Here is a 21,249-nt window from a genome sequence, read left to right on the forward strand (position 1 = left end):
TGACTAAATGCTATATTTGCTGGCGGAGCTTTCAGAGGTTTATCCTTCCCTGTCTGCGCTGAATGTTTTTAAATACATTACGTTCCGTACCGGCGGCGCGATTATGACTGCTTTGCTGTTTGTGTTCCTGTTTGGCCCGCGCATCATTGATGCGTTGCGTTCGCGTCAGGGGCATGGACAGCCAATTCGTGAAGACGGACCTCAGAGCCATCTGCTGACCAAAAAAGGCACGCCAACCATGGGTGGCCTGATGATCCTTTCAGGGATGATTGTGGCGACGCTGCTGTGGGCTGACCTTCGCAACCCTTACACCTGGATTGTTCTGGGTGTGACTGTTGGGTTCGGCCTGATCGGTTTTTATGATGACTATCTGAAAGTCACCAAGTCTTCGCACAAAGGCTTTGGTGGTAAAGCGCGTCTTGGACTTGAGTTTTTGATTGCAGGTCTTGCTGCTTTTGCGGTGACGCTTCTGGATTCTGAGCCATTTTCCACCAGCATCGGCTTTCCGTTCTTTAAAGAATTGACGCTGAACCTTGGTCTGTTTTTCATCCCATTCGCTGCCTTTGTTGTTGTTGGCGCGGGCAATGCGGTGAACCTGACTGATGGTCTGGACGGTCTTGCGATTGTTCCAGTGATGATTGCAGCAGCAGCTTTTGGTCTGGTGGCTTATCTCACAGGTAACGCTGTGTTCTCCAACTATCTGCAGATCCATCATGTGGCGGGCACTGGTGAGCTTGCCGTTGTGTGTGGTGCAGTGATTGGCGCAGGGCTTGGGTTCCTGTGGTTCAACGCGCCACCTGCTGCGATCTTTATGGGTGATACCGGTTCTCTGGCTCTGGGTGGTATGCTGGGTGCGATTGCGGTTGCGACTAAGCATGAGATCGTTCTGGCGATCATCGGTGGTCTGTTTGTTCTGGAAGCGGTTTCTGTGATTGTGCAGGTGGCTTCGTTCAAGTTGACTGGTAAGCGTGTGTTCCGCATGGCCCCAATTCACCACCACTTTGAGCATCTGGGTTGGACCGAGAGCCAGGTGGTTATTCGTTTCTGGATCATTGCTGTTGTTCTGGCACTGATCGGCCTCGCCACACTGAAGCTGCGCTAGGAGGCCTAAAACATGATCCCTATCCGTCATTTGGCAGGTAAAGAAGTTGCGTTGTTCGGGCTCGGTGGTTCCGGGCTCGTGACTGCGCGCGCGCTTGAGGCTGGTGGGGCTCGTGTTGATGTCTGGGACGATAATGAGGCAAGTGTAGCCGCTGCTGAAGAGCAGGGGCTTGCTGCGATTGATCTGCGCGATGTGGACATGACCCGTTATGCAGCGCTGGTCGTTGCACCGGGTGTGCCGCTGACCCATCCGACACCGCATTGGAGTGTGGTGCGGGCTCAGGAAGCTGGCATTCCGGTGATTGGGGATGTGGAGCTGTTTGTGAATGAGCGCGAGGCGGTTTGTCCGGAAGCGCCGTTTGTTGCAATCACTGGCACCAACGGAAAATCCACAACCACGGCGCTGATCTCGCATGTCCTTAAAGAATGCGGCATGGATGTTCAGATGGGCGGCAATATTGGTCGCCCTGTGCTGGACCTTGAAGGTTTCTCTGAAGATCGCGTCTATGTGGTTGAGGTCTCCTCCTACCAGATCGATCTTGCACCAAGCCTTGCGCCCGATATCGGGGTGATGATGAACCTGTCGCCGGACCATCTGGACCGACATGGGAACATGGAGAACTACGCGTCCATCAAGGAACGTCTTGTGAAGGCGGCGCGTCTGGCTGTTGTGGGCGTGGATGATGAGTTTAGCGCAGCCATTGCGCAGCGCCGGGCGGAGAGTGGTGAGCCGATTGAGCTGATCTCCTGTCATGAGCCGGTTGAGTTTGGTGTTTATGCCGCTGATGGCAAGGTCATTGAAGTTTTTGATGAAGAGCAGGTGGTTGTTGCTGACCTGTCTTCCTCCAACACTTTGCGTGGCTCTCACAACGGGCAGAATGCATCGGCAGCGGTTGCTGTATGTGCAGCGCTTGGGCTGGAGCTGGACGAGATTGCCGGTGCTCTGGCAACGTTCCCAGGTCTTGCGCACCGGCTGAAGCTGGTGGCTGAAGCGGGCAAGGTTCTGTTTGTGAACGACAGCAAGGCAACCAACGCAGAAGCGGCAGCACATGCGCTGGCTGCGTTTGACCGGATTTATTGGATTGCGGGTGGCCGTCCGAAAGCGGGCGGTATTTCATCCCTGAAGGCTTACTTCCCGAAGATTGTTAAAGCGTACCTGATCGGCGAAGCGGCGGAAGAGTTTGAGCAGGAACTAAGCGGCTCAGTTGAGGCACACAAGTTCGGCAGTCTGGATATGGCTGTTGAAGCGGCAGCGCGTGATGCGGCGCGTGACAAGAGCAAAGAGGCAGTGGTTCTGCTGTCTCCGGCTTGTGCGTCCTTTGACCAGTTCAAGAGCTTCGAAGTTCGCGGGGATGCATTTGAGAGCGCAGCTGTTGCTGCTGCCAAAATGCTGAATGGTGAGGGGGCACGCTGATGGTTTCACGTACAGATCGCAGTGCGTTTGCAGAATGGCTTTGGACGATTGACCGCTACATGCTGATCGGCATCTTTACGCTGATGGTGTCCGGTCTGGTGTTGTCGCTTGCAGCCAGTCCTCCTGTTGCTGAGCGTATCGGGCTTGAGAGCTTCTATTTTGTAAAGAAGCAGGCCATCTTCCTTGTTCCAAGTGCTGCATTGATGCTGGGTGTTTCGGCGCTGTCTCCGCGCTATGTGCGACGGGTGGCTTTGCTGGTGTTCTGCGGCATGCTTGTGTTGCTGCTGGGGACGTTGTTCTTCGGGACGGACATTAAAGGCGCACGGCGCTGGGTGAGCCTGTTTGGTGTTTCCATTCAGCCTTCTGAGTTTATCAAGCCAGCACTTGTTGTGATCGTGGCGTTTCTGCTTTCTGAAGGACGCAAGGCGCAGGATGTGCCGGGGCAGCTGATCTCCATTATCCTGTTCGGGATTGTGGCGGCCATGCTGATTGCACAGCCTGACTTTGGTCAGACCATGCTGCTGACGATCGTGCTATTTGCGTTGTTCTTCCTGAATGGGCTGTCATGGCTGGCGATTGTGCCGCTTGGCGTCATGGGCATTCTTGGCGTGGCGGCTGGCTTTACGTATCTGCCTCACGTGCGTGGGCGTATCATGCGCTTCCTTGATCCTGCTTCCGGTGACACCTACCAGATTGATAAAGCAATCGACTCCTTCATTGCGGGCGGTTGGCTTGGTCGCGGTGTGGGGGAAGGCACTGTGAAGCGTATTCTGCCTGATAGTCATACGGACTTTATCTTTGCAGTTGCGGCAGAAGAATACGGCATCATCGTGTGTGTGGTGCTTGTGACTGTGTTTGCGTTTGTTGTGCTGCGCGGCCTTTACATGGCGATGCAGGATCAGGATCCCTTTGGCCGTCTGGCCTCATCCGGTCTGATCGTGATGTTTGGCCTGCAAAGCTGCATCAACATGGCTGTGAACCTGAACCTTATGCCATCCAAGGGCATGACACTTCCGCTGATTTCGTCCGGTGTGTCTTCCCTTATGGCGATTTCCCTGACGATGGGGTTTGTGCTGGCGCTGACGCGGAAGCGACCGCAGCCGCGTAAGAACCCGATTATCACTGTTACCCGCGCTGCACCTTTGCAGCACGCTTAGAGAGTTTTGTTTGTGTCGGAGAGTGAAATGAAGCCGAAGATTATGCTCACTGCTGGAGGAACGGGTGGTCACCTGTTTCCTGCGCAAGCGCTGGCCAGTGAGCTGACGCGCCGTGGGTATGGTGTTGAGCTGATCACAGATAGCCGTGCTGATAAGTATGGCAGTGCGTTTCCGGCGGACAAGGTTCATCTGGTCAAGAGTGATACCATTCGCGGCAAGAACCCGATCTCTCTTGCAAAGACTGCGATCAAGCTTGGTTTGGGTACTTTGCAGGCGATGAAAGCAATCCGCGCGGCCAAGCCTGCTGCGATTGTTGGCTTTGGCGGGTATCCGACATTTCCGCCTATGTTTGCGGGCCGCCTTCTGGGCATTCCATCCATTCTGCATGAAGCGAATGCGGTGATGGGCCGGGCGAACCGTATGCTTGCCAAAGGGGCAAGTGCTGTTGCGACCAGTTTCCCGCTTAAAACACTGCCTGCTGATCTGGCTGCCAAGGCAACTATGACCGGCAACCCACTGCGCGATAATGTGATTGCTGTGTGCGGTCAGACCTACAATGCGCCGGAAGAAGGTGGAGCGTTCCATCTGCTGGTGTTTGGTGGTTCTCAAGGTGCACGTGTGTTTTCTCAGGTTCTGCCGGAGGCGCTGAAGCAGATGGCGCCTGAAGATCGCGAGCGGCTGGTGATTGTACAGCAGGCGCGACCTGAAGATCTGGAAGGCCTTGAAGCTTCCTATCGTGAGATGGGTGTTGCAGCGCAGGTGGCGTCCTTCTTTACCGATTTGCCTGAGCGCATTGCGGCAGCGCATCTGGTTATCAGCCGTTCCGGTGCTGGTACTGTTTGTGAGCTGGCGGCGATTGGGCGTCCTTCTATTTTGGTACCTCTTCCAGGTGCCCTTGATAATGATCAGGGCCTGAATGCGAATGTGCTTGCTGAGGCAGGCGGCGCATGGCCGATCCCACAAAAAGAACTTGATCCGCAACGACTGGCCCGTGAGCTGAAAGAACTCATGGATAATCCGGGCCGTCTTGCACAGGCAGCACAGGCAGCACAGGCGCAGGGCGCGCCGGAAGCTGTACAGCGCCTTGCGGATCTGACCGAAACACTTGTTGGTGCTGCACCGGCAACTGAACAGAAAGAGATTACCTCATGAAAATGCCAGTAGACATTGGGGGAGTGCACTTCGTCGGTATCGGCGGCATCGGAATGAGCGGTATTGCAGAGGTTCTGCATAATCTTGGCTACCGTGTGCAGGGCTCTGACATGTCCGAGAATGCGAACGTTCTGCGTTTGCGTGAAAAGGGCATCAAGGTGATGGTGGGTCATGCTGCTGACAACCTTGAAGGTGCTGATGTCTGCGTGATCTCTTCTGCGATTAAAGGCAGCAATGTTGAGCTGAAGGCTGCGCGTGAAAACAACATGCCTGTTGTGCGCCGCGCTGAAATGCTGGCAGAGCTGATGCGCTTCAAGCAGGCGATTGCCATTGGCGGCACGCACGGCAAGACGACGACAACTTCCATGGTTGCGGCGCTGCTGGATGCTGGCCACATGGATCCGACTGTTATCAATGGCGGTATAATCAACGCCTACGGCACCAACGCTCGCATGGGTGAAGGGGACTGGATGGTGGTTGAGGCGGACGAGTCCGACGGAACGTTCGTCAAGCTTCCTGCCGATATTGCTGTTGTGACCAACATCGACCCTGAGCACCTTGATCACTACGGTGATTTCGATGGGGTTCGCGCTGCGTTTGCGCAGTTTGTTGAGAACGTACCGTTCTATGGTTTTGCGGTGATGTGTCTGGATCACCCTGAGGTGCAGAGCCTTGTGGGGCAGATTGAAGATCGCCGCATCATCACCTATGGCACCAACCCGCAGGCTGATGTTCGCTTTACGGATGTGTCCACCAAGGGTGGCAAGTCCATCTTCTCTGTGAGCATTCATGATCGCCGTGGAGACAAGGTGACTGAGCTGCAGGATCTGGTGTTGCCAATGCCGGGTCTGCACAACGTCTCCAATGCGACAGCTGCAATCGCGCTGGCGCATTCTTTGGGCATCTCCGGTGAGAACATCCGCAAGGGGCTGGCGAGCTTTGGAGGTGTGAAGCGTCGCTTTACGCACACGGGTTCTTGGAATGGCGTTGAGTTCTTTGATGACTACGCGCACCATCCTGTTGAGATTAAGTCTGTTCTGCATGCAGCGCGTGAAGCTGCTGAGGGTAAAGTGATTGCTGTGATGCAGCCGCATCGCTTCACCCGTTTGCAGAGCCTGTTTGAGGATTTCTGTGCTTGCTTCAACGATGCAGACAAAGTGGTGATTGCACCTGTGTTTGCAGCGGGTGAACAGCCGATTGAAGGGGCTGATCAGCCGGATCTGATTTCTGGTCTGCGCGCTGGTGGTCACCGTTCGGTTCACAGCATTGCTGGCCCGGATGAGCTGGCTGGCAAGATTGCCGAGCTGGCGGAGCCGGGTGATCTGGTGATCTGCCTTGGTGCAGGTAACATCACCCAGTGGGCTTACAAGCTGCCAGTTGAACTGGAAGCACTCTCCCCAAAAGGAGAGACTGTATGAGCCAGAGCGTAAGCTATCCTGATCTGCTGCCACTGCTGGGCGATGCTGTCGAAGATATTCGCGGTCGTCTGATCCCGAACCAGCTGCTCTCTGCTGTGACATGGTTCCGCGTGGGTGGGCCTGCGCAGTTGATGTTCCAGCCTGCGGATGAGGCTGATCTGGCCGTGTTCATGAAAGCGCTGCCTGAAGATGTGCCTGTGACTGTGGTTGGGCTGGGGTCTAACCTGCTGGTGCGTGATGGTGGCATTGAGGGCGTTGTTATTCGTCTGCCGATCCGTGGATTTGGTCAGGTTGAGTATCTGGGCGGCCATAAGCTGCGGGCAGGGGCGTCTGTTCCGGACAAAAAGCTGGCAGAAGAAGCTGCGAAGACTGGCACAGGTGGCTTTGCGTTCTACACCGGTATTCCGGGTGCTGTTGGCGGAGCGCTGCGCATGAATGCAGGCGCTCATGGTACCGAGACAAAGGACCGGGTTGTTAACGTTAACGCGGTGACAAGATCTGGCGAAATCCTCACTCTTTCCAATGAGGAAATGGGCTATGCCTATCGTCATTCTTCAGCTTCCAAAGACCTGATTTTTACCAGTGCGGTGTTTGAAGGTTTTGCGCAGAGCGAAGACGAGATCCGCGCGGAAATGGCTGATGTTGTTGCGCATCGCGAGAAAGCACAGCCAATCCGCGAGAAAACCGGCGGCTCTACTTTCAAAAACCCTGAGGGCAACAGTGCCTGGAAGGTGGTTGATGCAGCGGGATGTCGTGGATTGCAGATCGGCGGCGCAAAAATGTCGGAATTACACTGCAACTTTATGTTGAACGTTGCAGACGCTACCGCTCACGATTTGGAAATGCTTGGCGAGACCGTGCGGTCTGAAGCTCTGGCAAAGACCGGGACGCGTCTGGAATGGGAAATCAAGCGCCTTGGGGCGTTTGTGGACGGAGCGGCGATTGAGCCGTTTTTGGGTAAGGCGGACTAACTCCGTTCACGTGTTGTTTTAGGCGTTTAAATCAGGATTGGGTTTTGTGATGTCCAAGCATGTTGCAGTTTTGATGGGTGGATGGGTTGCTGAGCGCCCTGTTTCTCTGTCTTCAGGCAAAGACTGTGCGGATGCGTTGGAAGCTGCTGGTTATCAGGTGACCCGTGTGGATGTTGACCGCAACATTTCTGCTGTTCTTCAGGACCTGAAGCCGGATGTGGCTTTCAATGCGTTGCATGGACCGTTCGGCGAAGATGGAGCTATTCAGGGTATCCTTGAGGTGCTCGATATTCCTTACACCCATTCCGGTGTGATGTCCTCTGCGCTTGCCATGCACAAGGAAAAAGCGAAGGCCGTGATGAAGGCGGCTGGCGTGCCGGTTGCGAATTCCCTCGTGGTCAGCCGCGCTGACGCTGCGCGCCGTCATGTGATGGAACCGCCTTATGTGATCAAGCCAATCAATGAAGGGTCTTCCTTCGGCGTGTTGATCGTGAAGGAAGGGCAGGAGTACCCACCGCAGGAATTGACCCGCGATGATTGGGAGTATGGTGAGTTGCTTATGGTCGAGCGCTACATCCCAGGCCGCGAGTTGACGTGTGCGGTAATGGGTGATGTGGCGTTAGGGGTACTAGAAATTGTACCGCTGGGGCACGCTTACTACGATTATGATGCAAAATACGTCCCAGGCGGTTCACAACACATACTTCCTGCGGAAATTTTACCATCTGTTTACCAAGAAATACAAAAATCAAGTCTCAAGGCACATCATGCTCTGGGGTGTCGCGGCGTTACACGCGCCGACTTCCGTTTTAACGAAGGACCCGGTGGCCTAGGAGAACTGATCTGTCTTGAGGTGAACACTCAACCCGGCATGACGCCAACATCACTGCTACCGGAAATCGCGGCGCACGCCGGACATGATTTCCAAGAGTTGGTGAGTTGGATCGTGGAGGACGCAAGTTGCGGAAGATAAAGGCAAAATTTGATGCATTGCGGGAACGCACAGGCGTCTGGAGCTATCGCTTCAGAAGTCGTGGCGTATCGCGTTTGCACCAGAGACCCGCTTGGGGGGTCACTGGATTTTTTGCACTTATCCCGTCGTGGGCTCCAACTGCGAGCGCCATTGGCTTCCTTGCTTTGTCTGCCGGATACGGAATTACCCTTGGCGGACACGCCCGTGAAGTGAGCGAATCAGTTACATCTGCCGCCGGTTTTGCCGTTAACGAGATCAAAATGGAAGGTTTGCAGCGCGTCACCGAATTTCAGGTGCTGGAAGCGCTGGAACTTCATGAACGTCCTTCTCTGATGCTGTTTAACGCCAGCGAAGCGAAAGCACGTCTGGAAGGCATTGCCTGGATCCGCAATGCGTCGATCCAGAAGTTTTACCCGGGCACGCTGCGTGTGATGATCAAAGAGCAGGAGCCTTATGCGCTCTGGCAGCGGGGGAACATTACCTCCGTTATCACCAAGAAGGGCGAGGTCATCACCGATGAGGTGGATGGCCGTTATGCAAATTTGCTTCGCGTGGTCAATCACGGTGCGCAGCTGCGTGCAGGTGAGATCATGAGCGAGCTGGACAAGTTCCCGGGCATTCGTGCTCGTGTGCGCGCTGCGAAGCTGCGCTCCGAACGCCGCTGGGATCTGGCCATGGAAAATGGAATTACGGTGCGTCTGCCTGAATTTGATGTTGGTGACGCATTGGCTGAGCTGAAGAAGCTCGATGATCAGGGTGGTTTGCTCTCCCGCGATATCGTCGCGGTGGATCTGCGTTTGCAGGATCGTGTGGTGGTGCGTCTTTCCGATGATGCTGCCATTCGCCGCCAGACCACCATTGAGCAACGAGGCACCCCCTCCAGCACTGGGAGGGACACATGAGCTCGAATAAGAACGTGATTTTCCTGCCGCGTATGCGGCCTCTGCCAAGCCGTAGATCTGTTGTGGTTTCTGTACTGGACGTCGGCTCCACGAAAGTGTGCTGCATTATCGCGAAACTGGTGCCTGGTGATGAGGAAGACCTGATGCCAGGCCGCACCCACGGTGTTGAAGTGTTGGGTTACGGTTATCAGGCGTCTGCGGGCATGAAGTCTGGCGTTGTGGTGGACATGGATCAGGCTGAGCAGGCGATCCGCCGAGCGGTGGATCAGGCTGAGCGTATGGCCGGTGTGATGGTTGAAACCCTGCTGGTGACTGTGAGCTGCGGTCGCCTGCAGAGTGAGATCTTCTCTGCCACTGTGCCGCTTGGAACTGAAGGTGTTACGGAAGCCGATATTCAGCGTGTGCTGGCTGCTGGTTCTACCCATACAGCGACCGAAGGGCGGGCGGTGATGCATGCGCTGCCGATCTCCTACGGGCTGGATGGTAACCGCGGTATTCGCGATCCGCGCGGCATGATGGGCCGCAAGCTGGGCGTGGATATGCAGGTGGTTTCTGCTGAAGTGCCGCCAGTGCGTAATCTGGAGCTTTGTATCGAACGCGGTCACCTGCAGGTGGAGTCGCTGGTTGCAACGCCTTATGCGGCGGGCCTTTCCACGCTGGTGGAAGATGAGACCGAGCTGGGTGTTGCCTGCATTGATATGGGTGGCGGGACCACCACGCTTTCTATCTTTGTTGACGGTCAGATGGTGCATCTGGATGCGCTGGCTGTTGGCGGTAATCACGTCACCATGGACGTGGCGCGCGCGCTCTCCACACGGATGGAAGCTGCAGAGCGTTTGAAGGTTTTGCATGGTTCGGCCCTGCCAAGTGTGGTGGACGACCGTGATTTTATTCAGGTGCCGCCCGTGGATACGGATGGTGATCTGCCAACGCAGATTCCACGAGCGATGCTGACGCGGGTTATTCGCCCGCGCGTTGAAGAAATATTGGAGATGGTGCGTGACCGGATTGTCGCTTCCGGTTTCGCAGGCCGAGTGGGCAAGCGTGTTGTGCTGACAGGTGGGGGCAGTCAGCTGACTGGTCTTTCTGAAACCGCACGACGCATTCTTGGACGCAGTGTGCGTCTGGGTCGTCCGCTGGGTATCTCCGGTTTGCCAGAGGAAGCCAAGGGTCCGGCATTCTCGGCAGCTGTGGGCCTGCTGATTTATCCGCAGGTGGCACAGATCGAGCAATTCGAACCACGTCACCAACGCCGGGGTCTTACGGGCCGCGGGAGCTATCTGGCTCGGGTTGGGCAGTGGATTAGAGAAAGTTTCTAGTGGGGAAGCGCATAACCCCCACTATCACGAGTTTCGCCAGATGCGGCGGACGCACGAGAGGAAGAACGACATGCCCGGTTCGGGCATGTTATTAGGGTCGCGAGGTTAATATGACAATCAACCTGAAAATGCCTGATATTCAGGAATTGAAGCCCAGGATCACCGTATTCGGTGTTGGCGGCGGTGGCGGAAACGCCGTAAACAACATGGTCACCAGCGGTCTGCAAGGCTGCGACTTTGTTGTTGCTAACACAGATGCGCAGGCGCTTGCTCTTTGCCAGGCAGAGCGCGTGATTCAGATGGGTGTTGCTGTAACCGAAGGCCTGGGCGCTGGTTCCCAGCCTGAAGTCGGTGCAGCTGCTGCTGAAGAAGTTATTGACGAGATCAACGATCATCTGTCCGGCTCGCACATGGTGTTCATCACCGCGGGTATGGGCGGTGGCACCGGTACCGGTGCTGCGCCAGTTGTTGCTCGTGCTGCGCGTGAGCAGGGTATACTGACGGTAGGTGTGGTTACCAAACCTTTCCAGTTTGAAGGGTCCCGTCGTATGCGCGTTGCTGAAGCCGGCATTGAAGAGCTCCAGCGCAATGTTGACACTCTTATTGTTATTCCAAACCAGAACCTGTTCCGCATTGCCAATGCGCAGACCACCTTTGCTGATGCCTTCTCCATGGCTGACCAGGTGCTGTACTCCGGCGTTGCGAACGTCACTGACCTGATGGTTAAAGAAGGTCTCATCAACCTCGATTTTGCTGATGTGCGCTCCATTATGCGTGGCATGGGTAAAGCGATGATGGGTACTGGTGAAGCATCCGGCGAGAAGCGCGCAATTCAGGCGGCTGAAGCTGCGATTGCGAACCCGCTGCTGGACGAGACTTCCATGAAGGGTGCTCGTGGTCTGCTTATCTCCATTACTGGTGGTAACGACCTGACCCTGTTTGAAGTTGACGAAGCTGCGACCCGCATCCGCGAGGAAGTGGACCCAGAAGCAAACATCATTCTTGGTGCAACCTTCGACGAGTCTCTGGACGGTATTATCCGCGTTTCTGTTGTTGCTACTGGCATCGACAAAGAAATGCGCGAAGATATCTCTCCTGCAGAGGTTCGTATGGCTGAACTCACAGAGCGACTCCAGAGCGCTACTACGTCTACGCCCAGTCCAGCGGTAGCTGCGCCGGTAGAAGTAGCTCCTGCACCGACTCCAGTTCGTGCGATGCGCGCGATGGGCTCAGCCGCAGTTGACGCACATATGGAAGTTGAGCCTGTTGCAGCTGTAACAGATCCTGAAGTTGAGATTGCTCCTTATCAGGCCCGTCGCTACGAGCCAGTGCAGGAATATGACGCTCTTGAAGAGCCAACTCAGGTGGTTGAAGAACCAACAACCATCCCAGAACCATTTATTCCACCTGTTGCTCAGAAAGCCGAGCCACAGTCACGTATGCCACGTGTGGAAGACTTCCCGCCGATTGCGCAGCGCGAAATTCGTGCCCGCACTCCTCAGCAGGAAGCTCCAGCAGCACCAGCTCCACAGCCGGTTTCTGCTGCTCCTCAGCCAGCACCAGCCACTATGGCTCCGTCGGTTGAAGAGCACGAAGAGCATCACATGGAAGAAGAGCGCCGCCCAATGGGTCTCCTGCGCCGTCTGACTGGTGGTCTTGGCCGCCGTGAAGATGAGCACATGGAACTCCATGAGCCAGAGCAGACAGACGCATTCGCTGAGGCTCCACGCCAGCCAGCAGCGCCTCGTCCAGCCGAGCCTCAGAATCACGGTGCAACCGGGAATCTGGACGCTGGTGGACGCCCTGCGGCAGCACGCTCTCAGATGATGGAAGACGATCAGTTGGAAATCCCGGCGTTCCTGCGCCGCCAAGCCACCTGATTATCAACAGAACTCGCGCCTCTCGAGCAGCAATTCGGAGATTTCCGGATTGCTGCTTTGCGTTTTTAAGCGAAATTGTCGGTAAATGTACCTAAAATTTTCAGGACGTTACAAACCGTAATAAAGCTTTATTTTATTTGGTAAGCCCCAAGGGCTATGTTCCAGCCAACCCGGTGGGGGTATTCGAAAGTAGTGGCTCATGAGGTCTCGTATGTACCTAGAGCGGAATGATAAAGGCTGGAACATTATGGGAATGCGTGTCGAAAAACAGACAACGCTTGCAGACAGTGTAACCTTGAACGGAATTGGGGTTCACTCTGGCGGTCCAGCTTCCATTACCCTTCACCCTGCAGACGCAAACTCCGGTATTGTTTTTCATCGCAGCACCAAAGATGGGTATGTTGAGACGGAAGCAAGCTGGAAAGAAGTAACTGCAACCTCTTTGTGCACCGTACTCGGTGATCCTCATGACAGCGGCATCTCTACCGTTGAGCACCTGATGGCTGCTCTGCGCGGTATGGGCATTGATAATGTGACCGCTTACATCGATGGACCTGAGATGCCAATCATGGATGGTAGCTCCGAAGCATTCGTTGAAGCTATTGACCGCGTTGGCCTGAAAACGCTGAGCGCAAAGCGTCGTTACATCCGCGTTAAAGAAAAAGTCCGTTACGTTTCCGGTGATCAGTGGTGTGAACTCAACCCGTTTGACGGCACACGCTTTGATATCACCATTGATTTCGATCACGCAAAGATCGGTCGTCAGCAGCTTAAGTTTGACCTGACACCTGAGTTCTTCCGTGATGAGATCTCCCGCGCCCGTACCTTTGGTAGCGTGCAGGACGTTGAGAAACTCTGGAAGCTTGGCTTCGCTATGGGGTCTTCTCTTGAGAACTCCGTCGCTCTTGACGGTGACCGCGTTCTGAACCCTGAAGGTACCCGCTGGACTGACGAATTTGTACGTCACAAAAGCCTTGATGCAATTGGTGATCTGGCTCTGGCTGGTCTGCCTATTCTGGGTGAGTACCGTTCTTATAAAGGCGGCCACCGCATGAATCACTGCATCCTCGTGGAGCTGTTCAAGAACCCTGATGCCTTTGAAATTGTTGAGGCAGACGTGGCTCTGGAAGAGCGTTATGCACGCGAAAAAGGCCATGCAGAGCTCATTGGTGGGCTGCAGGCTGCTGCATTTGGTCCTGAGGTCTCCTAAGGCAAAAATAGTTATTCAACGGTTTTTGCCTCTATTCCGACATAAATTCGAGGCAAATGCTGTGGTACTACGTGACGTTATCCAAACATTGAGATAGAAGCGTGAACTTGGGAGGGATTTTACCCGAATCCCAACACGATAGGAGTCGGAGACATTGCTGCGTTCAGATGCTGCCGGGAATGCTTTGGGGGCCGATCGCCTCAAAAGAGTGATTAGATATGCCTCTTTGGCGTTGGCGCTCGTTGTTGCGGGCTGTGCCACCAAGGATGATGTTGACGACCTTGCGCTGGATGAAACTCCTGCGGAAGTGATGTTCAACGAAGCTCTAGCTCTGCGTGCTTCTGGCGATATCAGTGGTGCTGCGAAGAAGTTCTATGAACTTGATCGCGTCTATCCTTACTCCGAATTCGCGCGTAAATCGCTCATCAACATTGCTTACCTGAACTTCAAGATGGGTAAGTATCCTGAAGCGGTTGCTGCTGCGGAACGCTTTACTACGCTTTATCCTGGTAACAAGGATTCAGCATATGCGCTCTTCATCATTGGTGAATCCTACTTCCGTCAGATCCCTGACGTGGGCCGCGACCAGGCTGTGACAGCCAAGGCGCTGGATGCCATGCGTGAAGTTGTGCAGCGTTATCCAGATTCTGAATACACCAAGCAGGCTCGTCAGCGTATCCGCGCAACGGAAGACCAGCTGGCTGGTAAGGAAATGGAAGTTGGCCGTTACTATCTGGCGCGCCGTAACTACCTGGCGTCCATCAACCGCTTCAAGGTTGTTGTGACCAACTACCAGACCACTCGTCACGTTGAAGAAGCGCTGTATCGCCTGACTGAAAGCTACTACGCTCTGGGCGTGACCAACGAAGCGCAGACAGCTGCAGCGGTGCTTGGACACAACTTCCCGCAGAGCCAGTGGTACCAAGATGCCTATTCTCTTTTGAAAAAGGGTGGTCTTGAGCCTCGTGAGAACAAAGGTAGCTGGCTTAGCCGCGCATTTGGGAATATGAAGATCCTCTAAGCCTTTTAAAGGAATCGGGGTGACGTAGACTACCATGCTGGCATCGCTTTCTATTCGGGATATCGTTCTCATTCACAAGCTGGACCTGCATTTCAGCGATGGAATGAGTGTTCTGACGGGTGAGACCGGCGCAGGTAAGTCTATTCTTCTTGACAGTTTGAGCCTCGCCCTTGGTGGGCGAGGAGATGCCGGACTGGTTCGGCATGGTGAAGACCGCGGTCAGGTGACTGCGGTTTTTGACGTTCCAATGGCGCATCCTCTGCGCACTCTTCTTCAGGAAAATGATCTGGAACATGACGCCGACATCATCTTGCGCCGCGTGCAGGCGTCAGATGGTCGTACCCGTGCGTTTGTAAATGACTCGCCTGTGAGCGCTGGCCTGTTGCGGCAGATCGGAGCGCTGCTGGTTGAGGTTCATGGTCAGCATGATGATCGGGCGTTGATTGATCCTGAAAGCCATCGCCAGCTGCTGGACAGTTTCGGTGGTTTGGAAGGGGATGCTGCGAAGGTTTCAGAGAGTGCGAAGGCCGTTCGCAAAGCTGAGAAGACCTTGAAGGATCATGTTGCCCGCATTGAGGAAGCGCGCCGTGAGGCGGATTACTTGCGCTCCAGTGCGGATGAGCTGAGCACGCTGGACCCGAAAGAAGGGGAAGAGAACGAGCTCGCTCTGCGTCGTCAGGACATGATGCAGGTGGAGAAGATCGCCGGTGATCTGCGCGAAGGGTATGAGGCGCTGGATGGTCCTGCCTCTCCAATCCCAGAGCTTTCCAGCCTGCTGCGCCGTCTTGAGCGCAAGGTGGATCTGGCGCCGATTTATCTGACTAGCGTTGTGGAAGCGATTGGCGGATCTCTGGATCAGCTGGAAGAAGCGCGGAGCGGTCTGGAGCAGGCGCTGCGTGATACAGATTTTGACCCGCAGGAGCTGGAGCAGACCGAAGAGCGTCTGTTCGCGTTGCGGGCGGCGGCCCGGAAGTATTCTGTTCAGCCGGATGAGCTGGGCAAACTGCGTGAACAGATGGAAGGTGACCTTTCTGATCTGGACGCAGGTGAAGAGAAACTACAGGCGCTTGAGAGCGCTGTAGAGGCTGCCAAGCAGACCTATGATAAACTGGCCGCTGCGCTTTCAAAGAAGCGTCAGAAGACAGCCAAGGCGCTTGAAGATGCAGTCCACGCAGAGCTTCCGGCTCTGAAACTGGAACGGGCGCGGTTTATCATAGACATTGAGTGCGATGAAGAGCAGCGTGGCTCCTCCGGTATCGACACTGTTGAGTTCTGGGTACAGACCAACCCCGGCACCCGTCCGGGGCCGATGTTCAAGGTGGCGTCCGGTGGTGAACTCTCCCGCTTCCTGCTGGCATTGAAGGTGTCGCTGGCGGACAAAGGCTCTTCTCCGACACTGGTGTTCGATGAGATCGACACGGGTGTTGGCGGTGCTGTTGCTGAGGCGATTGGTGTGCGTCTGGCACGTCTGGCCAATAGCGTGCAGGTGCTGACGGTCACTCACGCCCCGCAGGTGGCTGCGCGTGCAAACGGGCACTTCCTGATCCGCAAGGATGAAGTGGAGAAAGACCGTGTGGCAACCCGCGTGACCGAGATCGCGCAGGAAGACCGCCATGAGGAAATCGCCCGCATGCTGGCTGGTTCCACCATCACCGAAGAAGCCCGCGCCGCCGCAAAACGCCTGATGGGCCAGCAAGAGCTGGTTTAAGCTTAATCCTCATGAGAGTAGCGTTACCTCATGCCCTCTACCTACCACCAGTAGGCAGGGTAGGCTGATCGCTTGCTCAGCTTCAGGAAGACCCAAGCCACAATCACCAACACGACTGCGCCAGTTAAGGTCGGGAATAGCAGGAAGTCCCAGGTTGGCTGTGCCAGAAAGATGATGACTGGGTTGGAGCCAGCTGGTGGATGAACTGTGCGGGTTGCCATCATCAAAGCAATTGCCAGTCCCGCTGCCAAAGCAAGTGACCACCATTCCGGACCAAACACGGTCAGAAACACCAGCCCTACAAAAGAGCTCAGAACGTGGCCTACCACGATGTTTCTGGGTTGAGAGAAAGGGGCTTCCGGAAAACCAAAGATAAGAACGCAGGATGCGCCGAAAGAGCCGAGTAACAAGGCTGCTTCGACACTGGCATCCATCAATGCCAGAACAGCGATGGCAACAACTCCGCCGATCCCGCCCATAAGAATGTGATTGAGGGGAGGCCTTGCAGGTAAAGGGCTGCCAGAAGACCTGAAGATGTTCTCGAACTGAGCCATTGGACTTTCCAAAGTTTGGGTTTTCGGTGAGGAGACCGATCTGTCTACTTGTGTAAGTAGACAGATCGGTATACTTCTGTCAATCAAATTCGCGTTGGGAGTAATCAGTATGTCCGCTAAGCGTCAGGAGCTGGTGCTCAGTGCCTTTGCACTGTTTTATGAAAAAGGTGTCCATGCCGTCGGTATCAATGAGGTGCTTGCGGTATCTGGCGTGGCCAAGAAGACTCTCTACAACCATTTTGCCAGCAAGGATGAGCTGGTGCTGGCTGTGCTCGATTATCGCAATGGAGCTTACTTGAACTGGCTGGGTAAGCGATTAGACCGTTTTGAGACGGGCGCTGGCAAGATTGATGAGCTGTTTGAGGCTCTTGATGACTGGTTCAATGATCGAGAGCAGGAGCTGCATGCATTTCGTGGTTGCTTCTTCATCAATGTGAGTGGTGAGTATGGCGATCCTGATAGCGCGATCTATCAAAGATGCGCAGATCACAAAGCCGCCGTTGAAGCGATGATTTCTGCGTCCGTTGAGCTGCTGCGATTGTCCAGAGAGGATAGTCTTGAGCTGACTGAAGCACTCAGTGTTTTGAAAGACGGTGCTATTTCAAAGGCACGGGTCCAAGGTGATCTCTCAGCAGCAAAGCATGCAAAAAAGGCGGCTCATCGTCTGATTACCAGTTTCCAGAGCACCTCGGTTTAAAGGTGAGAGGCGTCTCAGCTTCCTCCTCACTCATACTCCGCTTCCATGTAGATGGTGAAGCGGAGGGCTAGGATGATGGAGAGGGTTTGGGAGGCGGATATGCCGAGCATGATGGCGATCTGGTACTGGACGGCTTCGATTGGATTGAAACCGCCGAGGATCTGACCTGTCATCATGCCGGGCAGGGAGACTAGCCCCAGTGTTGCCATGCTGGCGATGACGGGGGAGGCGGCTGCACGCAAGGAAGCTTTGACGAGCGTTCGGCGGGCTTCCAACTTGGTAGCGCCCATGGTGGTGAGAAGTTCGATATGCTCCCGATCTTCCGGTGTTCTTAAGTTGAAGCGGCGCAGGGCGATGACCAGTGAACCCAGTGCATTGCCGAGCAGCATGCCGGCGATGGGAATGGTGATCTGCGCGGAGTACCATGGCACCGGGCGACTGAGCACGACGATGAACATGAGCAGCACTGGCAGCATGGCGATGAGGATGGCTGAGGTGAGCGGTATGGCAGACTTGAGCCGTGGCATCTCGGCTCGCCCAGCAGAGGTGATGGCTGCAATCAACGCCATGGCAACCAGCCAGAGGATGTTGAGGGCGAGATTGTCCAGATCAAAGACGGTTTGCAGGTAAAAGCCGATCACCAGCAACTGGATGCTCATGCGAACGATGGAAATGGCCAGATCTCTAGAGAGGTCCTTGAGGCCCATAGACCAGAGCAGGGACAGCGGGATCACCGCAATAAAGTAGAAAAACGCCAGATCACTCCATGCAACAGTTGAGGTCATTGTGAGCGTTCCTCTGTGTTGATGTGGTCTGGTTCGGGAAGCGTGATGACCCGATCTATTTCGCCTTGCAAATGAGCATCGTGGGTCACGACGAGCAAGGTTTCAGCCTGTTCTAAAAGCAGTTTGGCGCAGGCGAGGGCATGGGCTTTGTCGAGCGCAGCGGTCGGCTCATCCGTGATCCAGAGGGGACGTTTTAACAGTAAGGCACGGGCGAGGGTGAGGCGTTGGCGTTCTCCGCCGGAAAGGCTGTTGGTGGCCTGATCCAGCGCACTGTTTGGCAGGCCTGCTTTAGAGAGAGCCTCCAGCATTGTGGTGTCGGTTGGCTTAAGCTTCTGATTTGCGTGCAGCTCAAACGGAGCAAGGAGGGCGCCGCGAATGGTGTCTTCCAGCAGGCTGACACGTTGTGGCAACCAGTTGAGGTGCTTGTGTAGGTCTGCCCGGCCTCCTGACGTGAAGGCTTTGCCTTTGAAGAGCAGTTCACCGCTGTCTGGCTTGTCCAACCCGGCCAGTATGCGCAGCAGAACGGTTTTGCCGCGGCCTGATGGGGCGCTGAGGCACAGTTTGTCCCCTTCATAGAGTGTGAAGGAGAAGTGGTGGAACAGCTGGCGACCATGCTTGCTGACTGAGATGTTGCGGGCCTCGATGAGCGGCACACGCTCTGCTTCGGGAAGGGCGACCATAGGAACTCCTGATTGCAAAGGCAGAGTTTATCAGATGCCTTTGAAAATCAAGGTGCGGGTGGCAGTTAGCGAGGCTGTTTGCGTATTGTGAAGTTAGGAAAGTAAGCTTTGTTGTGTAACGCGCCAAAGCCGTGCGGTGCTGTGTAGGCAGCGGGTGCAGAACAGCACGGACTGCTATCTATTGAATGCGAGGGGCATACCTTATGCGTGAATGCCCCTCACTGGCTTTGCTCAATTAAGAAGTTGGCTTTTCTGCCTTGTTCATCATTTTAATCTCAGCAGGGGTCAGCTTACGGGAGCCTTTACCGCGCTTGAGGATGAAGTTAACCGGGTTTGGATAGTGGTCCAGAGTTGCACCGGTTGCCGCGTCAACGCCGACACCGATCACACCACCAAGCAAGACGTTACCAGCCATGCCAGCTGCGCCCTTGCCGCTGACGCGGGTCTCAACATCGATGACCTGTGTCTGGTAGCCTGGTGCAGATGCTGTGAGGGTGAACTCTTTTTTGCGTGGTACGTTGATGACACATGGTCCGACGCAGGTGTGAGCTGTTGTTGAAGTGATCTTCGCGTGCTCAGGCTCTACGTAGATCTTGATGTCTTCAGTTGTACCGCGAACAACTGTGCCGCAACCTGCGAGAAGAACGCTGGATGCAACAACGCCAGCTACTAGATAAGTTTTCAATTCCGTATACCCCATAATTACGTGGGGGCTTAGTAGGCCCGTGACACATTTCAGTCAAATTTCTTAATGAATTATCTGGTGATATCTTTATCCAATAAGTTGCGGGTAATGATTTGTTAAATTTTAGATACTTCTGAAATGCGTAGATTTATTCATCTTTATTGCGCAAACGCTGTTTCACTTTCCTAAAAGATTCTTAAATTACGTAGCGTATTCAAATAATTAACTTGGTATCTTTTAAACTCTTCGGCAACCAAGAGTTTGTGTTTGCGCAGAGCCCTTTCTGAAAACTGAAAGCAACTTAGGGGTAGCGCATAGTTGGAGGCCGGTAGATGTTTATCTCGTTCGCCCGCTTGCAGGTCTATTTTGTCATCGCGCTGCTGCTGATTGCAGTGGTTTATCCGATCTATTTGTTTGGATCGGTGATGGGGCTTGATGGATTCGATTTGCGCAGGGTGGGAGGAGACTTCTATCAGTTCCTGTTGGCCTCTCGCATGGCCGTCGCCGGACAAGCGGCGCAGCTTTATGACTTTGGCTGGTTCTATGATGAAGTTCAGCGCAATGTTGTGGGTGGTTCCGGCTTTTACGCCTGGGTGCATCCGCCGAGCCTGCTGGTGTTTCTGGTCCCGTTATCCGGCCTGACTTATCTGCAAGCCTATAGCCTCTGGATGGGCATGGGTGGTTTGCTTTCGTTTGCGGTTGCGTTCAGTCGCAAGGCGCCTATTCGGGCGTTCACGTTCTTCATCTTTGCTCCCGCCACATTGGTGAACCTGTTTTACGGCCAGTTTGGCATGCTCGCCGGTGGGTTTCTTTATGGTGGGCTGCGTTTGATGAACCGGCATCCGGCGTTGGCTGGTGTGCTGCTTGGGTGTGTGTCCATCAAGCCTGAGCTGTTCATGCTGATCCCGATTATTCTGATTGCCCATCGCAGCATCATTGCGCTGTGTGCTTGTGTGGCGACGGTGGCGTTTTTGGTGGATGCGTCTGCTGTGTTCTTCGGCTCCAGCTTGTGGTGGATCTATCTGGAAACCGTTCCGTCCTTGCTGGCGACGGTTATGGATCAGGGTGAGGGCAGCTTCCTTTATCTTATCCCGTCCGCGTTTGGTGCGATGCGGTCTCTTGGGTTCTCAGCAACAGCTGGGTATCTGGTGCAGTTGCCGTTCACGGTTATGGCGTTTGTGGTGACGTTCTGGCTGTTCATGCGGGAACGGGAGCCGGTGGCGCGCAACCTTGCTGTGACCCTGTGCGTGTTGCTGGCAACGCCGTTCCTGTTCCTGTGGGATTATGCGGTGCTTTCTCCGGCGCTCTATCTTTATGCCACCCGGACTGGCTTGTTTGATGATGATGCGGACTCCCCTTATGTGGCGCCGCTGCTTCTGTTTGCGGTTTATCTGCTGCCGATTGTCAACATTGCGCTGGCGGCGCATGGCTTCCCGGTTGGTCCAATCTTTACGGCACTGGCACTGGTTGTTGTGATCGTGCGGATGATGAGCACAGCCGAGACACAAATGAGTGTACCTGAGGATGCGCAGGAGGGGGATAACTCCTTTGCTGAGGAGCGTGAAAGCGATGAAGGGCTCGGGACGACCTGAGCCCGAGCTGCGTAAAACATAGCAACGCAG

Annotated in this window: 19 protein-coding genes; 15 read left to right on the forward strand and 4 right to left on the reverse strand. The window is 54.9% G+C overall.

Annotation, left to right across the window (positions count from 1 at the left end; genetic code table 11):
• The first annotated feature begins 7 nt into the window (after positions 1-7).
• The 13 genes from mraY to recN all read left to right on the forward strand — a co-directional run bounded on the left by mraY (position 8) and on the right by recN (position 16,226).
• Positions 8-1,102 carry a phospho-N-acetylmuramoyl-pentapeptide-transferase gene (gene mraY, locus PJE062_RS05560; protein ID WP_008548111.1) on the forward strand — a complete coding sequence of 365 codons (1,095 nt, stop codon included), beginning with the start codon at positions 8-10 and terminating at the stop codon, positions 1,100-1,102.
• A 12-nt stretch (positions 1,103-1,114) separates the two neighbouring features.
• A complete protein-coding gene (gene murD, locus PJE062_RS05565; RefSeq protein ID WP_008548036.1) occupies positions 1,115-2,515 on the forward strand; it encodes a UDP-N-acetylmuramoyl-L-alanine--D-glutamate ligase in 1,401 nt (466 codons plus the stop codon).
• A complete protein-coding gene (locus PJE062_RS05570; RefSeq protein WP_008547934.1) occupies positions 2,515-3,672 on the forward strand; it encodes an FtsW/RodA/SpoVE family cell cycle protein in 1,158 nt (385 codons plus the stop codon). Before murD ends, PJE062_RS05570 begins: the two co-directional genes overlap by 1 nt.
• Before the next feature lie 27 nt (positions 3,673-3,699).
• Positions 3,700-4,824: an undecaprenyldiphospho-muramoylpentapeptide beta-N-acetylglucosaminyltransferase gene (murG, locus tag PJE062_RS05575; protein WP_008547994.1), complete on the forward strand. Its 1,125-nt coding sequence runs from the start codon at positions 3,700-3,702 to the stop codon at positions 4,822-4,824.
• On the forward strand, positions 4,821-6,242 hold the full coding sequence (gene murC, locus PJE062_RS05580) for a UDP-N-acetylmuramate--L-alanine ligase (protein ID WP_008547727.1): 1,422 nt from the start codon (positions 4,821-4,823) through the stop codon (positions 6,240-6,242). The genes murG and murC overlap by 4 nt, the downstream gene beginning before the upstream one ends.
• Positions 6,239-7,213, forward strand: a complete 975-nt coding sequence (gene murB, locus PJE062_RS05585; RefSeq protein ID WP_008548027.1) for a UDP-N-acetylmuramate dehydrogenase — start codon at positions 6,239-6,241, stop codon at positions 7,211-7,213. Before murC ends, murB begins: the two co-directional genes overlap by 4 nt.
• 46 nt (positions 7,214-7,259) lie before the next feature.
• Positions 7,260-8,186 carry a D-alanine--D-alanine ligase gene (locus tag PJE062_RS05590; RefSeq protein ID WP_208982179.1) on the forward strand — a complete coding sequence of 309 codons (927 nt, stop codon included), beginning with the start codon at positions 7,260-7,262 and terminating at the stop codon, positions 8,184-8,186.
• Positions 8,174-9,088 carry a cell division protein FtsQ/DivIB gene (locus PJE062_RS05595; protein ID WP_208982180.1) on the forward strand — a complete coding sequence of 305 codons (915 nt, stop codon included), beginning with the start codon at positions 8,174-8,176 and terminating at the stop codon, positions 9,086-9,088. The genes PJE062_RS05590 and PJE062_RS05595 overlap by 13 nt, the downstream gene beginning before the upstream one ends.
• Positions 9,085-10,407: a cell division protein FtsA gene (gene ftsA, locus PJE062_RS05600; RefSeq protein ID WP_008547536.1), complete on the forward strand. Its 1,323-nt coding sequence runs from the start codon at positions 9,085-9,087 to the stop codon at positions 10,405-10,407. The genes PJE062_RS05595 and ftsA overlap by 4 nt, the downstream gene beginning before the upstream one ends.
• A 110-nt stretch (positions 10,408-10,517) precedes the next feature.
• Positions 10,518-12,287, forward strand: coding sequence for a cell division protein FtsZ (ftsZ, locus tag PJE062_RS05605; RefSeq protein WP_008547922.1), 1,770 nt, complete (start codon positions 10,518-10,520; stop codon positions 12,285-12,287).
• 247 nt (positions 12,288-12,534) lie between these two features.
• Positions 12,535-13,497, forward strand: coding sequence for a UDP-3-O-acyl-N-acetylglucosamine deacetylase (gene lpxC / locus PJE062_RS05610; RefSeq protein WP_008548064.1), 963 nt, complete (start codon positions 12,535-12,537; stop codon positions 13,495-13,497).
• Between the two features lie 154 nt (positions 13,498-13,651).
• Positions 13,652-14,518, forward strand: a complete 867-nt coding sequence (locus PJE062_RS05615; RefSeq protein WP_008547487.1) for an outer membrane protein assembly factor BamD — start codon at positions 13,652-13,654, stop codon at positions 14,516-14,518.
• 34 nt (positions 14,519-14,552) lie between these two features.
• Positions 14,553-16,226: a DNA repair protein RecN gene (gene recN, locus PJE062_RS05620; RefSeq protein WP_008547436.1), complete on the forward strand. Its 1,674-nt coding sequence runs from the start codon at positions 14,553-14,555 to the stop codon at positions 16,224-16,226.
• A gap of 41 nt (positions 16,227-16,267) precedes the next feature.
• Here recN and PJE062_RS05625 read toward each other — a convergent pair whose 3' ends face one another.
• On the reverse strand, positions 16,268-16,780 hold the full coding sequence (locus tag PJE062_RS05625; protein WP_008547964.1) for an HPP family protein: 513 nt from the start codon (positions 16,778-16,780) through the stop codon (positions 16,268-16,270).
• A 109-nt stretch (positions 16,781-16,889) separates the two neighbouring features.
• On the opposite strand from PJE062_RS05625, the gene PJE062_RS05630 reads away from it, so the two are divergent.
• A complete protein-coding gene (locus PJE062_RS05630) occupies positions 16,890-17,477 on the forward strand; it encodes a TetR/AcrR family transcriptional regulator (protein ID WP_008547644.1) in 588 nt (195 codons plus the stop codon).
• A 26-nt stretch (positions 17,478-17,503) separates the two neighbouring features.
• Here the strand turns inward: PJE062_RS05630 and PJE062_RS05635 are convergent, their stop codons facing one another.
• From PJE062_RS05635 to PJE062_RS05645, 3 genes are all read right to left on the reverse strand, one after another.
• Positions 17,504-18,262 carry an ABC transporter permease gene (locus PJE062_RS05635; protein ID WP_008548084.1) on the reverse strand — a complete coding sequence of 253 codons (759 nt, stop codon included), beginning with the start codon at positions 18,260-18,262 and terminating at the stop codon, positions 17,504-17,506.
• Positions 18,259-18,942, reverse strand: coding sequence for an ATP-binding cassette domain-containing protein (locus PJE062_RS05640; protein WP_008547891.1), 684 nt, complete (start codon positions 18,940-18,942; stop codon positions 18,259-18,261). The genes PJE062_RS05635 and PJE062_RS05640 overlap by 4 nt, the downstream gene beginning before the upstream one ends.
• Before the next feature lie 235 nt (positions 18,943-19,177).
• Positions 19,178-19,642, reverse strand: a complete 465-nt coding sequence (locus PJE062_RS05645) for a hypothetical protein (RefSeq protein WP_008547687.1) — start codon at positions 19,640-19,642, stop codon at positions 19,178-19,180.
• A 317-nt stretch (positions 19,643-19,959) separates the two neighbouring features.
• Between PJE062_RS05645 and PJE062_RS05650 the strand changes: the two genes are divergently transcribed.
• Positions 19,960-21,219 carry a glycosyltransferase family 87 protein gene (locus PJE062_RS05650; protein ID WP_008548113.1) on the forward strand — a complete coding sequence of 420 codons (1,260 nt, stop codon included), beginning with the start codon at positions 19,960-19,962 and terminating at the stop codon, positions 21,217-21,219.
• Positions 21,220-21,249: the final 30 nt, after the last annotated feature.

The sequence above is a fragment of the Pseudovibrio sp. JE062 genome, from assembly GCF_000156235.1.
Classification (GTDB): Bacteria; Pseudomonadota; Alphaproteobacteria; order Rhizobiales; family Stappiaceae; genus Pseudovibrio.